Source organism: Streptomyces sp. PSU-S4-23 (genome assembly GCF_055632315.1).
The window spans coordinates 7,389,924-7,404,720 of the sequence record NZ_JBVMUU010000002.1 but is presented as its reverse complement, the minus strand read 5'-3'; the positions used below and the strand labels follow the sequence as shown (position 1 = coordinate 7,404,720).

Genomic DNA, 14,797 nt, shown 5'->3' with positions numbered 1-14,797 from the left:
CCCACCGGGCCCCGGCCACCCCCTGCGGGTGACCGGGGCCCGGCCGTTCCCGCCTCCGGTCACCGGTCGGCGGCCGGTGACCGGCCGCCGGCTCGCCCGGCACAACCCCGCCACAACCCCGCCACAACCCCGCGACCAGGAAGGCCAGGGATGACGGTGCCCTCGGCGTCGGTGAGCGTGAAGCTGCCGCTCACGCTGCCCTTCAGCGTCAGGTCCGCCGATCCGGGCTCGGGGATCCACCTCTCAGTCGCGCGGAAGCAACGGTCCGAGCGGCCCGAGGTCCAGATTGAGGTCCTCGGGCCGCAGTCCGTAACGGTCCCGCAGCTCGGCCATGCGGTCCTCCAGGAGCATCAGCGTGAGTCCGATCCGTTCCTCCTGCTCCTCGGTCAGCTCCCCCGTGTCGAACCGGCGCACCGCCTGCCGCTCCATCAGCTGGCGGAGCAGTTCGACGACCGTCAGCACCAGCTTGACCAGGTCGCGTTCGACGGTGTCGGGCTCCAGGTCCAGCCGGTTGCGCGGCGTGCCGGGCGTCCTGTCGGTCATGGTCCTGTGGCCTCCGGCCAGGGCGAGGGGACCTGGGCGTTGACCGAGCTGATCAGCGCGTTCAGATCGATGCGGACGAGGTCGACGTCGGCGATCCGCAAGGTGATGTCACCGGTGATGACGACCCCGCCGGCCAGCAGCCGGTCGAGCAGGTCGACCAGTGCGATCTCCCGGTGTTCGACGGCGCTCACGCCGCTCCCTCCGTCGTCAGCCCGGTGAAGGAGTAGGGCGCCCAGGGGCCGGTGAGCTCGACCCGGATTCCCGGGGCGTCGTCCCCGGTGCGGTCCACCAATTCCACGAATTCCTCCGAACGGGCCCGCGGCACCAGATATGCCGCATTGAGCACGTTGCGCCCCGAGGCACCGGAAAGCGTGGCACTCTGCGGGACGTGCAGTCGGGAATCCTCGGCGTGCGCGGAAAGCACGTCGTGCAGTCGGCGCGCGAATTCATCAGCCTTCTGCCACATTTCCTCATGAGCCACGGTACGCCTACGACGTTGCCGGAGATAATCGCGTCCGGACGCGGGCCTCGCGGTGGGCGCAGCGCTTTCCGTCGGTCCTTCTTCACCGTTGCCGGCGTAGACCTTGACCCCCCATTCGACGCGCCCGTCCAGCCGGTCCAGGGCGTGCCGGAACTCCTTCTCGTGCTCCTCGACCATCACGCGGACGCCGCTGTCGTCCTGGAACACCGTGCCCAACCGCAGCGGCAGCGGAGTGGTGACGGCGGTGAGCGCGTCGACGACGTTCTGGTGGGCGCGGGCCGTGGCGGTCAGCCACTCCAGGTCCTCCAGGTGCTCCTTGAGCGGCTCCTCGGCGAAGTCCTCCGCCGGGACCCTGCTGAGGACGACGACGAGCCCCCGGTGCTCCAGCTGCCCGGCGGGAGCGCCCGCCACCCCGGTCAACTGCGCCTGGAGAGGGGCGGCGAGGGGACGGCAGACCGCGTAGGCGTACCGGAGGGCCGTCACGGTGACTCCTTCCTGCGCCGCGCCGGCCGCGCGCCTTCGAGCTGCTCCTCGCCGCGGGTGCCCTCCAGCCGCTCCAGACGGGCGCGCAACTCGGCGTTCTCCCGGGAGAGTTCGTCGCGCCGGGCGCGGGTCGAGAGCGCCGGGTCGTCCTCCCACCAGTCGATGCCCATCTCCTTCGCCTTGTCGACGGAGGCGACGATCAGACGCAGCTTGACGGTGAGCAGCTCGATGTCGAGGAGGTTGATCCGGATGTCGCCGGCGATCACGATGCCCTTGTCGAGCACCCGTTCGAGGATGTCGGCGAGATTGGAGCCGCTGCTGGGTCCCCCGTAGGGATCGGGCAGCCTGCTCGCCGTCGTCATCGCCGGCTCCCGGAGGCCGACCGCTCGTCCTCTTCCTCGCCTTCGTATTCCTCTTCTTCCTCTTCCGGCTCTTCCTCGTCCTCGTACTCCTCCTCAGGCTCCTCCTCGTCTTCCTCCTCCTCGTCCTCCTCGTCTTCCTCCGGCTCCTCCTCGTCCTCGTACTCCTCCTCGGGCTCCTCCTCGCCGGGCTCGCCGTTCTCCTCGGCCTCGGGCGCCTCCTCCTCGGTCTCCTCCTCCTCGGCGAGTGCGTCCTCATGGGTACGGACGACCTCGCCGTCGCGGATCTCTCCGCGCCAGCTGTCCTCCGCCTCGCCCTTCAGCGTGATGAAGCGGGCGAAGTTCTTGAGGTCGAGCCGCGCCCTGCGGCCCTGAGCACGCCAGATGTTCCCGGTCTTCTCGAAGAAGCCGCTGGGGTAGTACTCCATCACCAGCAGCACGCGGGTGAGGTTCTCGCCGAGGGGGTGGAAGGAGACCACGCCCTTGGTGGTGCCCTTGGCGCCCTCGGACGTCCAGGAGATCCGGTCGTCGGGCACCTGCTCGGTGGTGTGGGCCTTCCAGCTGCGGCTGGACCAGAACACCTTCAGCTGCCAGTCGGAGGTGACGTCGTCGGCGCGGTTCGCGCTCTTGACGCCCTTCGCGAAGGTGCTGAAGTCCTGGAACTGGGTCCACTGGTCGTAGGCGGTGCGCACCGGCACGCCGACATCGACGGACTCGATGATGACGGTGGGCTTGCTGCCCCCTCTGCCCTTGCGCTTCTTCCCGCCGCCGGTGATGTTCTTGAGGGCCTCGCCGACGCCGGCCTTGGCACGGCCGATGCCCGTCTCCATGACGGCGCGCAGCGGACTCTTGCCCTCGACCAGCTTGCGTCCGCCCTCCAGGGCGAGTGCGGCGAAGCCGGGGCTCTTGCCCTCGGCGATGTCGTTGAGCTTGACGGTGGTCTCGCCGAGCTTGCGCCCCAGACCGGCGAAGATCCGCTCGGCCTGGACGGCGGCATAGCCCTGCAGCTCCGACTTCAGATGGTCGACCGCCTCGCTCCGGGCGACCTGGGAGAGTCCGCCCCTGGCCTTGTCGGTCGCGGAACCGATGGTGTCGGTCATCGTCACCGCCTCCTCTCCCCCGCCGTCCCGCGGACGGCGCGACGCGCGTCGCTCTTCGCGGCGGTCTTCTTCGCGGGGGCCTTCTTCCCGGGGGCCTTCTTCCCGGGGGCCTTCTTGGTGGCCTTCGTGGTCTTCTTGGCGGCGGGCTTCGTGCCCGCGCCCTGCTGGGCGGGCGCCTTCCGTGCGGGCCGCTTGCGGGCCCCGGCCCCGGTGCCCGACGGGGCCTCCTCGTCCCGGGTCACCTCTTTGCCGGGCGCCTCGGTCTCCTCACCGGCCCGGCCCTCCTCGCGCCGCTCCCGGCCGCCGGACAGGTCGGGCTTCTTCGGTACGGCACCGGAGAGCCGGCCCCGCGCCTGCTCGGTGCGGTCGTGCAGCCGGCCGGCGAGACCCTCGATCTGACGCTCGACCAGCGCACCGGAGGCCGCCTTGCCCACGCCGCGCAGATCCTGGCGCAGCTGGTCGCCGACCTCCTTGATCTGCGGGTTGTTCCGCAGCTGCTGGTTGACCAGGTCCGCCAGCGCCCGTGGGCCGAGTTGCGCGCGCTTTCCTGCGACCATCGAGCCCAGGGCGAGGGCGATCTTCATCTTCTTGGTACGTCCGAGGACGTATCCGGCCCCTACGGCGAGGCCGAGTGCGGTTCGGTTCATGATGTCGTCCCGTCGCCGGTTCCCGATGTACCGCCCAGACCGATCTCGAGTCGGTCCAGGAGTACGTCCTCCTCGCGGTCGAACTCCTCGTCCGTGATCTCGCCCTCCTCGAGCCGACGCTCCAGGAGGGCGAGTTCGGCCCGTACGGTCGCCGGGTCGTAGTACTGTCGTTCGGCCTCGGCCATCACCTGTCTGATCACCCAGAGACTGCCGCGCGCCGGTGCGAACGGCAGCAGCACGACCTCCGTGAGCAGTCCCATGGGTCACTCCTCACCCGTGCCCGTGCCGGTCGTGGTGGCCGTGCCGGTCGTGGTCACGGCGGGCTCGGCCGGGCCGGGCTCGACGAAGCTGTAGGGCGGCAGCGGCCCGTTGAGCCGCAGTTCGAGGTGCGGGTGGTCCTTGCGGACCTCCTCCACGACCGCCAGGAACTCCTCGGCGGAGTCGCGGGGCACCAGAAAGGACAGGTTGGCCAGCCAGCCGGTGGACTCGGGGCCCACGCTGACGGCCTCGGCGGCCGGTTCCAGACGGCGCTGGAGTTCGGCGGCGTCCTCCGCCTCACGGCCCTGCACGGCCCCGGCGACCATCTCGCCCAGCCGCAGCCTGTCGTCGTAACTTCCGCCGCCCGCCTTCCGGGTGGCCTCCGCGAGGGCGCGCAGCTCCGGGTTGTCGGCCATCACCAGGTGCAGCACCGCGTCCTGGTCGTGGCTGGCCTTGAGGTTGTACTCGACCCTGCCGTCCAGGGCGGACAGCCGCTCCAGGTAGTGCTCGGCGCGCTCGCTGAGCACCTGGGTGACGGCGTCGTCGTCCTGGGCCACGCTGCCGAAGCGCATGGGCAGCAGGGAGCCGTTCTCGCCCACCGCGCTGAGCACGTTCTGGTGGGCGAGCAGGTCCCTGCGCTTGGGCCGCAGCCCTTCGGGGGCGTCGCTGACGATCGCCGCGAGTTCACCCGCCTTCAGGATCCTGACCGGGCAGGGCGGGTCACCGACCCCGTCCATGTCCTGGGGCAGCGAGGCGTGCGAGGCCGAGGCGATGCCGTAGACGTAGGTGCTCATTCCTGCTCCTCCTCCCTGCGCCGGGCGGACGAGGTCCTGCGCGGCCGCGGCCGCTCCTCGGACTGCCTCTCCTCACGGGCCTGCTTGAAGGCGTCGGAGATCGTCTCCGCGGCGCCGGAGAGGGCGCCCTTCGACTTGCCTCGCGCGCCGGACTCGGTGATCTCGCCGACCATGTCGGGAAGCCCCGGAGGCTTGTGCGGACCAGCCTCCAGATCGAGCCGGTTGCACGCCTCGGCGAAGCGCAGATAGGTGTCCACGCTCGCGACGACGACCCGTACGTCGATCTTCAGAATCTCGATGCCGACCAGGGAAACCCGGACGAACGCGTCGATGACGAGCCCGCGGTCGAGGACGAGCTCCAAGACGTCGTACAGTCCGCTGGAGCCGCCGCCTCCCACGGCCTGCTGTGCCGGGACAACGGTCATGTCGACCGCTCCTCCTTGTCTGTCGTTCGTGATGTGGGCGGGGGCGGTCTACTGGTGACCGCCCGGCCGATGCGTGTCGGCCCTCCCGCGTTCGTAGCGCCGGACGCGCCGGTATCCGGTGAGCTCACCGTCGGAGGTGAGCTCGACCTCGTAGCTCGCGAGCAAACTCATCGTGTCGGGGATCCGGGCGAGCTCCAGGACCTCGATGTCCAGTGCCCAGCCGTCCTGAGTGCGCTCGAAGGACGACACGGACTCGGGCGTCAGGCCGGTCAGCTCCTCGAACTGGGCGCGCGCCCGGCGCAGCACCTCCATCGAGTTCGGCCGGCGCTCGGCCGCGCCGTTCTCCGACTGCTCGGGGGAGTCCTGTGAATGCGATGTACGTGATGTGTTCGTCATGGCGACCTCGTACGCCGAGTGCCCAGCCTCACCCGCACAAACACGCGAAGCCGGGTTCGCCTGACCGTTCACTCTCGGCGATCGGCCGACTGCGCTGGGTAGCCGGCACGTCGCTCCCTCCGGTCACGGCACGACGGCGTGCTCGACCAGCAGCCGGGCGGCGGCGGAGATCGACTCGGCGTCGATGCCCGCCGCGTGCAGCTGCTCGGCGGGCGTCGCCGAGCCCGGCATCGTACGGACGGCGAGCCGCACCAGGCGGGGAACGGGGCGGCCGTCGAGGAAGGCGTCCAGGACCGCGTCGCCGAGTCCTCCCTCCTCGCGGTGGTCCTCGACGGTGAGGAGACAGCCGGTGCGGTCCGCGGCCTCGCGCAGGGTGGCGCGGTCGACGGGCTTGACCGAGTACAGGTCGACGACCCGGACCCGGATGCCCTGCGCGGCGAGGGCGTCGGCGGCACGCAGCGCCTCGTGGACGGTGACTCCGGCGGCGACGAGGGTGAGCCGGTCCTCGGGGGACGCGCGCAGCACCTTGCTGCCGCCGACCGGGAACTCCTCGGTCGGCCCGTAGATGACGGGTGTCTTCCCGCGTGTGGTGCGCAGATAGCGGATGCCCTCCAGGCCCGCCGTCGCGGCGAGGAGCCGGGCGGTCTGGTTGGCGTCGCACGGGTACAGGACGGTCGACCCGTGCACCGCGCGGAACATCGCGAGGTCCTCCAGGCCCATCTGCGAGGGCCCGTCCTGGCCGATGGCGCAGCCCGCGTGGGAGCCGACGAGGTTGATGCCGGAGCCGCTGATCGAGGCCATGCGGACGAAGTCGTGGGCGCGGGTGAGGAACGCGGCGAACGTCGAGGCGTACGGCAGCCAGCCGCGCGCGGCCATGCCGACGGCGGCGGCGACCATCTGCTGTTCGGCGATGTAGCACTCGAAGTAGCGGTCGGGATGCTCCTTGGCGAAGTATTCGGCGCGCGTGGAGTCGCCGACCTCGCCGTCGAGGACGACGACGTCGCCGCGGGCGGCCCCGAGCGCGGCGAGCGCCTGCCCGTAGGCGTCGCGGGTGGCGGCCTCGTCGCCGATGTCGTAGCGCGGCAGCTCCAGGTGACCGCCCTGCACGGTGTGCAGCATGCGGGCCGCCGGCGGCGGCTGCACCTCGACGCGCACGTCCCGTACGCCGCCGAGTTCCGCGATCGCCTCCTCGGCGTCCGGCAGGGGCTTGCCGTGCAGGCCCTCGCGGTCCTCCACCGCGGCGACACCCTTGCCCTTGAGGGTGCGGGCGATGATCGCGGTGGGCTGGCCGACGGTGGACTCGGCCTCCGCGTAGGCACGCTCGACGGCCTCGACGTCGTGCCCGTCGACCTCGACGGTGTGCCAGTCGAACGCCTTGAAGCGGCGTGCGTACGCGTCGAGGTCATGGCCGTGGCGGGTGGGTCCGCGCTGCCCGAGCCGGTTGACGTCGACGATGGCGACCAGGTTGTCGAGGTGCTCGTATCCGGCGTGCTCGGCGGCCTCCCACACCGATCCCTCGGCCAGCTCGCTGTCGCCGCACAGCACCCAGACGCGGTAGCCGGTCCGGTCGAGCCGTTTCCCGGCCAGGGCGACGCCGACACCGACGGGCAGCCCCTGGCCGAGCGAGCCGGTGGCCGTCTCCACCCAGGGCAGCCGGCGGGGCGTGGGGTGCCCTTCCAGACGGCTGCCGAGCTTGCGGAAGGTGAGCAGTTCGGTCTCGTTGATCGCTCCGGCGGCCTTGTAGGCGGCGTAGAGGAGGGGTGAGGCGTGCCCCTTGGAGAGGATGAAGCGGTCGCCTGCGGGATGGGCGGGACGTTCGAAGTCGTAGCGGAGGTGGCCTGCCAGCAGCACGGCCATCAGGTCCGCCGCGGACATCGAGGAGGTGGGGTGTCCGGATCCGGCGGCCGCGGCGGCGCGGACGCTGTCGACGCGCAGCTGCCGGGCGAGATCGGTGATGTGACGGGTGTTCATGGGTTCTCCTCCGGGCCGGACGACGGATCGGGAGGTCCGGGCACACGGGCCAGTTCGGGGGAAGCCGTGTCCAGCGGCACGGACCAGGAACGCACCAGTCCCAACTGCACGGCCTGGCGCGGCAGTACGGCGTCCAGCAGCCAGTCGGCGGCGACCCGCACCCGGTTGCCGGGCATCGCTGCGAGGTGGTAGCCGCGGGCCGCGGCCGCGGCGAGCGGCCCGGGCAGGTGGACGCCGAGCGGATCGGCGGCCGCCTGCGCGCCGCCGAGGTCCACCACGAAGCCCAGGTCGCGGTGGCGGTAGGCGCGGCGGGAGCCGATGCCGAGGGAGGCCGCCACGTTGCGGGCGGCGATCCTGCCGTGCCGCCAGGCGTGCTGTGCGGTCATCGGGGTGTGCTGTCCGGGTTTCTCCAGGTCGGGTACGGCGGCCGCGTCCCCGCAGGCGAACACGTCGGGATGGCCCGGCACCTGGAGGTACGGGTCGACGAGCAGCCGTCCGCGCTCCAGGGGCCGGCCGAGGCTCCCGACGAGCGGATCGGGCCGGACGCCGACGCACCACACCAGGGCGCGGGTGTCGATGAACTCGCCGTCGGTCAGCAGGACTCCGCGGTGGGTGGCCTCCTTCACGGAGGTTCCCATCCGCACGTCGACACCGCGCCGCCGCAGCACCCGGTCGGCGGTGCGGGACAGCCGTTCGTCCATCTCGGGCAGCACGCGCGGCGCGATGTCCAGCAGCAGCCAGCGGGGCCGTATGCCCTCGCGCAGCGGCTGCTTGCGCACGAGGGCGTCGGTGAACAGCTTCCCCTGCGCGGCGACCTCGGTCCCGGTGTAGCCGGCGCCGACCACCACGAAGGTGCAGCGGGCGGAGCAGCTCCCGGGGTCGTCGGCCGCGGCGGCCATCTCCATCTGGCGTGTCACGTGGTCGCGCAGGTACAGCGCCTCGGGCAGTCCGCGGAAGCCGTGCGCGTGCTCGGAGACGCCGGGGATCGGCAGCAGCTTGTTGACGCTGCCGACGGCGAGCACCAGTCGGTCGTAGGGGAGCGTGCCGCCGCGGCCCTCGGGGTCGCGGTAGTGCACGGTGCGTGCGTCGAGGTCGACTCCGTCCGCCTCGCCGAGCACCAGGCGGACACGGCGCAGGGTGCCGGTGAGCGAGACGGTGACGCGCCGCGGCTCCAGCACGCCCGCGGCGACCTGGGGCAGCAGGGGCAGGTACAGGAAGTAGTCCGTGGGGTTGAGGATCGTGATCTCGGCCCGGTCCCGGGTGAGCCGGGACAGGGTGCGGGCCGTCCGGTACCCGGCGAAACCGGCTCCGACGATCAGGATGCGGGGTCGACTCACGATTCGCCTCCGGCGTGGTCACACGTACGTCGTCTGCCCGGCGGGCGCGCGGACGCCACCCGTGGAGACCTTCCGCGTCCCCCTGGCCAGGGCGCCCAAACGCCCCGCCCCGGCGTTTCGCGCGCACGCCCCGCGGTTACCCGGCCGGGTGACCGTGCGGCAGCCCCGTCCGGGAGGTTCCCCCCATGACCGAGTACGGCTACTTCCTCGCGTGCGAGGAGTTCGGTCCCGCGGATCTGGTCGAACAGGCGAGGATGGCCGAGCAGGCCGGATTCCAGCTGCTGTGGATCTCGGACCACTACCACCCGTGGAACGACGCACAGGGGCAGAGCCCGTTCGTGTGGTCGGTGATCGGGGCGCTCGCCCAGGCCGTGTCGCTGCCCATCGAGACCGCGGTGACCTGCCCGACCGTCCGTCTCCATCCGGCGGTGGTGGCCCAGGCCGCGGCGACCTGCGCCGTCATGGCGCCGGGCCGTTTCCGGCTGGGCGTCGGGTCCGGCGAGCTGCTGAACGAGCACATCCTCGGGAACGCCTGGCCGCCCGCGCATGTGCGCCTGGAGATGCTGGAGGAGGCGATCCAGGTGATGCGCCGGCTGTTCACCGGCGAGGAGGTCAACCACCGGGGGACCCACTACACGGTGGAGAACGCCCGGCTGTACACGGTCCCGGACGAACCGGTCCCGATCGACGTCTCCGGCTTCGGCCCGGCGGCGACCTCACTCGCGGCGAGGGTCGCGGACGGCTACATCACGATGACGCCGCACGAGTCCATGGTGACGCGGTTCCGCAAGGGCGGGGGCGGCGCCAAGCCGGTCGGCGGCGGCACGAAGGTCTGCTACGGCACGGACCGCGACGAGGCCGTCCGTACGTTCCGGAGGCTGTGGCCCAATGTGCTGCTGCCGGGCGAGATGGGGCAGGTGCTGCCCTCTCCGAAGCACTTCGAGCAGGTGCAGCCGCTGATCACCGAGGACATGGTGCGGGAGAACGTGGTGTGCGGGGACGACGCGGACGAGCACGTGGCCGCGCTGGCCGCGTACGCCGACGCCGGTTTCGACCGTGTCTGCGTGACCCAGATCGGCCCGGACCAGCGCGGGTTCTTCGATTTCTACCGTACGAAGGTGCTGCCGCAGCTGCCGCGGTAGCGCTCGCGGTGGCGCCGCGCGAGCGGCCACGGCGTCAGCCCCGGCGGCGGACTCCGGCGGCGGTGACCGCCGCGCCCAGCCCGCCCACCAGCAGGCCCGCGCCGATCCGGCCCCGGTTCCGGGACACCCAATCCTCCGCGCTCCCCGGCAGGGACTCCGCGTCGAAGCGGCCGTGCGCCCCGAAGTCGTGGCCGTGCGGGCCGTCCGCGGGGGACCACAGGTTCCCCGTGGCGCTGTGTTCGCCCTCGTCCCGCTGGGCGTCGAAGCCCTTGCGGGCGAGGTAGCGGTCCAGCAGCCCGGGAGCCACGGCGTTGGCGATCAGCGTGGCCGCGGTGGACCCTCCGACCCAGTACTCCCGGCGCCTCGGGTGCCCGGCCGCGTGCACGATCGCGCGCGCCGCCAGCTCCGGCTGGTAGACGGGGGCCACCGGCCGCGCGCGGCCCGGGATCCGGCTCAGCACCCAGTCGAACTGGGGGGTGTTGACCGCGGGCAGCTGCACCATGGTGGTGCGCACCCGCGACCCCTCGTGCAGCAGCTCGCACCGCAGGGACTCGTTGAAGCCCTGGATCGCGTGTTTGGCCCCGCAGTACGCGGACTGCAGCGGGATCCCCCGGTACGCGAGCGCGGAGCCGACCTGGACGATGGTCCCGTGGTTCGCGGGCAGCATGTGCCGCAGCGCGGCCCGGGTGCCGAACACACAGCCCAGGTACGTCACTTCGGTGACCCGGCGGAACTCGTCCGGTGAGATGTCCGTGAACGGTGAGAAGACGCCGGCGAACGCGTTGTTGACCCAGACGTCGATTCTCCCGAACGCGTCGGCGACCTGTTGCGCCGCGTCCTCGACCGCCTTCGCGTCCGCCACGTCGACGGGGACGACGAGCGCCTCACCGCCGGCACGCTGCACCTCGTCCGCGGCCGCGGCCAGGCCCTCGCGGCCCCGGGCGAGCAGGCCGACCCGGTCGCCGCGGGAGGCGAACGCCAGGGCCGTGGCCCGGCCCACTCCGCCGCTCGCCCCGGTCACCACGACAACCCTGCGGCGCCTGGTCAGGGCGCCCGACAGCATCCTGGCCATCGCTCACCGGGCCCGGTGGTGCGGTGCTTCGGGGTCGGGTCCCGGCCCCGCGGATCCGGGCGCGGCGGCGTCCGGGATGCCCGGCGCGGGCGCGCCCGTCCCCGGGCCTCCGGGCGCCACGGGCGGCACCGGCGGGTAGCGTGTGCCGGGGCCGCCCGGCGGCGCGGTGGGCGGCGGCCCGGCCACGGCACGACCCTCGGCGCCCCGCACGGCGGACCCGTGCCCGCTGCCGGAGCGGGCCGCGCCGCGCAGCAGGTAGGCGGCCGCGCCCAGCACCGCCGCCGTGATCAGCGCGGCGGCCCAGCCGGGCAGGCCCAGCGCCAGGGCCAGGCCGAGGGCGAGCGCCACCGCGGCGCCCGCGTACAGGCCGGCGGCGCCGGACGCGGCGTACAGCGCGGCCGTGCGGCGCTGCCTGCGCGTCTGCTCGCGCAGCTCGTCGCGCACGGCCTCGCGCGCCACCTGCGCCAGCTCGTCGACCAGCTCCTTGTCCAGGTGTTCCAGATGATCCAAGCGCTTCATTCCCGCCGGGTACCCGGGCCCCGGCGCCCGTAACGCCGGGTGCCGCCTCACGGGCGGCGCGCCCTCGAACCGGCCGCCGGACCCGGGATCCGCGCGAAACGATCTCCTTCGCGGGCGGCCCCAACTAGGCTCGTGCGCATGGACATTCTGGGAGCCACGATGGGGGTGCCCCCGCTCGAACGAAGTTGAGAGTGGGGGAGGATCTGCGTCGACGACCTGGAGGCTTCGGTCCCGTTCTACGAGAGACTGGCGGGCGGCCCCGCCCTGCGCTTCGAGCGCGGCGGCGTCTCGGTCGCCGCGGTCGGCTGCTTCCTGCTGATGAGCGGGCCCGAGTCCGAGCTGGAGATCCTGCGCAGGGTCGCGGCGACGATCGCGGTGACGGACGTCGACGAGGCGCACCAGGTGCTCACCGACTCCGGTGCCCGCGTCCTGGCGGGGCCGGTGGAGACCCCGGCCGGCCGCAATCTGATCGCCATGCATCCGGACGGTTCGGTGTACGAGTACGTCGACCGCCGGCCGAGCGCCTGACGGCCCGGGGGCGTCACACCGGCCGGTCCTCGCCCGCGGGCCGCATCCGGAACTCGTAGCGCGCCGGCAGCGGCTCGCCGGTGATCCGGGCCCACAGCTCGCCGATCGTCTCGGCGCCCTCCCGCAGGTCCGCGACCTCGAACCCGGCGTCGAAGACGGCCCGGGCCCCCTCCCGGTCGCCCTCCGCGAGCAGCAGCCGCGCCTCGATCAGCCGGAAGCGGCCGCGCTCACGTGTCGCCGGAGGCAGCCGCTGCCACACGGCGCGCGCGTCGGCGGCGCGGCCCACACCCAGCAGCGCCTCGATCGCCTCGCGCCCCAGCGCCGCGGTGGCGGCCGTCCAGGTCTCCCCGGCGTCGCGCCGCTGACGGCACAGGTCGTCGAAGGCGTCGGCGTAGCGGTCCGCGGCGCGCTCGGGGTTGCCGGCCTCCTGGTCGGCGACCCCGAGACAGCGCAGCGACGGCCACCGGGACGGCCCGGGTTCCAGGGCGCGCTCCCAACTGCGCACCGCCTGCGCCCGGTCGCCCGCATGCCACTGGGCCACACCGAGGTGATACTCCGTCAGCGGTCGTGCGGGCGCGGTCTCCAGCATGTCCCGCCAGGGCCGCGCGACCAGCGTCTCACCGGGCGGCCCGGCCCTGTGCGGTGCGGGGAAGGAACCCGAGCGCAGCAGCTCCCGCCACGGCGCCTGCGCGTCGCCGAGCGTCGACTCCTCGAAGGGCGTGCCCGGCAGCTTGCGGCCGGTGCGCAGCACTTCGAGCGCGCCCCAGCCGGAACCCATGGCGAGCCTGTGCCCCGGTTCGGCGTCGGCACAGGGCCTCCACGCCTCGTACGCGGCCTCGACCCGGGCGCGTGGCAGGGCGGCCTCCAGCCGCACCTCGGCCTCGCGCAGAACGCCGGCCCACTCCCCCTGGGGCGGTGCGTCCAGCGGCCCGTACGCCTCCAGCCACGACACCTCGCTCTCGGCGTCCAGCCGTATGTGCTCCAACTGGGTGCGGGCGAGGCCGGCCTGGATCTCGCAGTAGCCGCCGGTGCCCGGTTCGGTGAGCCACTCCTGCCAGCGGCGCCCGCCCGGGCCCGAGCCCCATACGAACAGTTTCCGCCCGCGCAGCACGTCGGTGGACGTCTGCACCAGGCCGTGGCCGTCCTCGCCGAGTGCGGCGATCCAGCGGCGCCGCCCGTCCGGAACCTCGTAGAAGTAGTCCGCGGGGTAGGTGCTGTCGAGGGGGTGGGTTCGGTCCACGCCGTCGTGCACCGGCACCGGCACCCGGCGCAGCCGGCGCTCGTAGGAGAAGTGCCACGCCTCGTCGGCCGGGGCGAGGACCCGGCACTCCTCCGGCACCGCGATGTTGGACCACCAGTACACCGGCGCGGGCCTGTCGTGCGGATTGCGGACGCGGACGCCCACGTACAGGAAGTCGGAGCCCTCCGGCAGCCAGAGGTCGACCTGGAACGGCAGGTCGCGCAGCCGCTCCCACTCCCACAGGCGCAGCATGTCGCCCCCGTCGGGTGCCGCGACGCGGGCCGCGTGCAGGGGCGAGCACGAGAGGGCGGTGTGGCCCGTCGCCCCGATGTTCCACTCGATGCCGCCGGAGAACCAGGCCCCGTTGAGCGCGAAGCAGGCGGGCTGGAACACCGGGTTGCGGTAGAGGAGTTCGCGGCCGGAGGGCTGGTGGAACAGCGACGCGATCCGCCCGCCGAGGCCGGGGAGGACGGTGACGCGCAGCCGGTCGTTCTCGATGACGAGGGCGTCGGTGTCGCGGGGGGTGCGCCGCCGGCCGTATCCGTCCCGGACGCGCTCCGGGAGCAGGCTGCGCAGCGGCTCGTAGCCGATCTGCCGGGCCATGTCGCCGGGCAGTTCCTCCCGGTCGCGCTCGTCGAGCCGGTGCGCCTCGTCGAGGAGGCGCAGCGGCGGCAGCGGATTGTCAGGCCCCAGAGCCGCCGCGGGCAGCGTCACCACGTCACTTCGGATCGTCGTCACGATCACCATGGAACCCGGCCGCCGGGGAACCGGCCAGGGGCCCCGCCGGTCAGGATTCCGCAAAGGCGCCCTGGGAGTTCACGCCCGTAGGCCCCTCCGGCTCATCCCCGGGCGGGCGCCGGGCCCTGAGCGGGGACCATCTCGGCGGTGATGGCCCAGCGCTCGTGGTCCCGCCAGGCGCCGTCGATGTAGATCATGTCCGGTGAGAAGCCCTCAAGGCGGAAGCCGCAGCGCCGGGCAAGGGCGATGGAGGCGGCGTTGCCGGGCTGCACATTGATCTCCAGCCGGTGCAGCCCCATGGGCCCGAACGCGTACCGCACCACAAGGCCCAGGGCCTCCGTCATCAGGCCGCGCCCGGCGGCGTGCGCGAAGGCGCCGTACCCGAGGGCTCCGCACAGGAAGCCGCCGCGGACGATGTTGTTGATGTTGATGAATCCGGCGATGCCCCCGCTGTCCCTCTCGCACACCAGGAACCCGGCCCTGGCCGGGTCCTCGATGAGCCGCCCCGCGTAGACGGCGTACGTCTCCGCGTCGGCCGGCGGGAACAGCCATGGATGGTGCAGGTCCTTGCTCTCCCGCGCCCGGGCCGTGAACTCGGGTCCGTCGTCGTAGCCGAAGGGACGTATGCCCACACGGGGGCCTTCGGTCAGATACCCACGGGTCTCGGTCACGCGGCCACCGTACGACACGCGGGGTCCTCGCGCCGCCTCGCGAGGAGCGCCCCGGCCGGCGCCCGGCCTGCGCCCGGCCGTGGCCTGGTCCCG

The 14,797-nt window shown here is 72.9% G+C and carries 18 protein-coding genes; 2 read left to right on the top strand and 16 right to left on the bottom strand.

Annotated elements, in window-relative coordinates:
- Nucleotides 1-243: 243 nt before the first annotated feature.
- The 12 genes from ACZ79I_RS33510 to ACZ79I_RS33455 all read right to left on the bottom strand — a co-directional run bounded on the left by ACZ79I_RS33510 (nt 244) and on the right by ACZ79I_RS33455 (nt 8,794).
- A complete protein-coding gene (locus ACZ79I_RS33510) occupies nt 244-543 on the bottom strand; it encodes a gas vesicle protein K (RefSeq protein WP_471502523.1) in 300 nt (99 codons plus the stop codon).
- Nucleotides 540-734: a gas vesicle protein gene (locus ACZ79I_RS33505; protein ID WP_471502521.1), complete on the bottom strand. Its 195-nt coding sequence runs from the start codon at nt 732-734 to the stop codon at nt 540-542. Before ACZ79I_RS33505 ends, ACZ79I_RS33510 begins: the two co-directional genes overlap by 4 nt.
- Nucleotides 731-1,507, bottom strand: a complete 777-nt coding sequence (locus tag ACZ79I_RS33500) for a GvpL/GvpF family gas vesicle protein (protein WP_471502519.1) — start codon at nt 1,505-1,507, stop codon at nt 731-733. The genes ACZ79I_RS33505 and ACZ79I_RS33500 overlap by 4 nt, the downstream gene beginning before the upstream one ends.
- Complete coding sequence (locus tag ACZ79I_RS33495; RefSeq protein ID WP_471502517.1) at nt 1,504-1,869, bottom strand: gas vesicle protein; 366 nt, start codon at nt 1,867-1,869, stop codon at nt 1,504-1,506. Before ACZ79I_RS33495 ends, ACZ79I_RS33500 begins: the two co-directional genes overlap by 4 nt.
- Complete coding sequence (locus tag ACZ79I_RS33490) at nt 1,866-2,966, bottom strand: SRPBCC family protein (protein ID WP_471502515.1); 1,101 nt, start codon at nt 2,964-2,966, stop codon at nt 1,866-1,868. The genes ACZ79I_RS33495 and ACZ79I_RS33490 overlap by 4 nt, the downstream gene beginning before the upstream one ends.
- 2 nt (nt 2,967-2,968) lie before the next feature.
- Nucleotides 2,969-3,613: a DNA primase gene (locus tag ACZ79I_RS33485; protein ID WP_471502513.1), complete on the bottom strand. Its 645-nt coding sequence runs from the start codon at nt 3,611-3,613 to the stop codon at nt 2,969-2,971.
- Nucleotides 3,610-3,873, bottom strand: a complete 264-nt coding sequence (locus ACZ79I_RS33480) for a gas vesicle protein GvpG (protein WP_471502511.1) — start codon at nt 3,871-3,873, stop codon at nt 3,610-3,612. The genes ACZ79I_RS33485 and ACZ79I_RS33480 overlap by 4 nt, the downstream gene beginning before the upstream one ends.
- A 3-nt stretch (nt 3,874-3,876) precedes the next feature.
- Complete coding sequence (locus ACZ79I_RS33475) at nt 3,877-4,665, bottom strand: GvpL/GvpF family gas vesicle protein (protein WP_471502509.1); 789 nt, start codon at nt 4,663-4,665, stop codon at nt 3,877-3,879.
- Nucleotides 4,662-5,090: a gas vesicle structural protein GvpA gene (locus ACZ79I_RS33470; protein WP_471502507.1), complete on the bottom strand. Its 429-nt coding sequence runs from the start codon at nt 5,088-5,090 to the stop codon at nt 4,662-4,664. The genes ACZ79I_RS33475 and ACZ79I_RS33470 overlap by 4 nt, the downstream gene beginning before the upstream one ends.
- A gap of 48 nt (nt 5,091-5,138) precedes the next feature.
- The gene (locus tag ACZ79I_RS33465; RefSeq protein ID WP_471502505.1) at nt 5,139-5,486 is read right to left on the bottom strand and encodes a gas vesicle protein GvpO; all 348 of its coding nucleotides are present in this window, start codon (nt 5,484-5,486) and stop codon (nt 5,139-5,141) included.
- Nucleotides 5,487-5,609: 123 nt separating this feature from the next.
- The gene (locus tag ACZ79I_RS33460; RefSeq protein WP_471502503.1) at nt 5,610-7,457 is read right to left on the bottom strand and encodes a transketolase; all 1,848 of its coding nucleotides are present in this window, start codon (nt 7,455-7,457) and stop codon (nt 5,610-5,612) included.
- On the bottom strand, nt 7,454-8,794 hold the full coding sequence (locus ACZ79I_RS33455) for an NAD(P)/FAD-dependent oxidoreductase (RefSeq protein WP_471502501.1): 1,341 nt from the start codon (nt 8,792-8,794) through the stop codon (nt 7,454-7,456). The genes ACZ79I_RS33460 and ACZ79I_RS33455 overlap by 4 nt, the downstream gene beginning before the upstream one ends.
- 185 nt (nt 8,795-8,979) lie before the next feature.
- On the opposite strand from ACZ79I_RS33455, the gene ACZ79I_RS33450 reads away from it, so the two are divergent.
- Nucleotides 8,980-9,936, top strand: a complete 957-nt coding sequence (locus tag ACZ79I_RS33450) for a TIGR03557 family F420-dependent LLM class oxidoreductase (protein WP_471502499.1) — start codon at nt 8,980-8,982, stop codon at nt 9,934-9,936.
- Nucleotides 9,937-9,970: 34 nt separating this feature from the next.
- Here the strand turns inward: ACZ79I_RS33450 and ACZ79I_RS33445 are convergent, their stop codons facing one another.
- Together ACZ79I_RS33445 and ACZ79I_RS33440 are read right to left on the bottom strand one after the other, a co-directional pair.
- Nucleotides 9,971-11,008: an SDR family oxidoreductase gene (locus tag ACZ79I_RS33445; RefSeq protein ID WP_471502497.1), complete on the bottom strand. Its 1,038-nt coding sequence runs from the start codon at nt 11,006-11,008 to the stop codon at nt 9,971-9,973.
- A 3-nt stretch (nt 11,009-11,011) separates the two neighbouring features.
- Entirely contained in the window at nt 11,012-11,527 is a 516-nt protein-coding gene (locus ACZ79I_RS33440; protein ID WP_471502495.1) for a phage holin family protein, read from the bottom strand.
- 201 nt (nt 11,528-11,728) lie between these two features.
- Here ACZ79I_RS33440 and ACZ79I_RS33435 point away from each other — a divergent pair, with 201 nt between their 5' ends.
- Nucleotides 11,729-12,055 (top strand): VOC family protein, encoded by a 327-nt coding sequence (locus tag ACZ79I_RS33435; protein WP_471505361.1) that lies wholly within the window; start codon nt 11,729-11,731, stop codon nt 12,053-12,055.
- 13 nt (nt 12,056-12,068) lie between these two features.
- Here ACZ79I_RS33435 and ACZ79I_RS33430 read toward each other — a convergent pair whose 3' ends face one another.
- Together ACZ79I_RS33430 and ACZ79I_RS33425 are read right to left on the bottom strand one after the other, a co-directional pair.
- Complete coding sequence (locus ACZ79I_RS33430; RefSeq protein WP_471502493.1) at nt 12,069-14,042, bottom strand: DUF5107 domain-containing protein; 1,974 nt, start codon at nt 14,040-14,042, stop codon at nt 12,069-12,071.
- Nucleotides 14,043-14,134: 92 nt separating this feature from the next.
- Entirely contained in the window at nt 14,135-14,704 is a 570-nt protein-coding gene (locus tag ACZ79I_RS33425) for a GNAT family N-acetyltransferase (RefSeq protein ID WP_471502491.1), read from the bottom strand.
- Nucleotides 14,705-14,797: the final 93 nt, after the last annotated feature.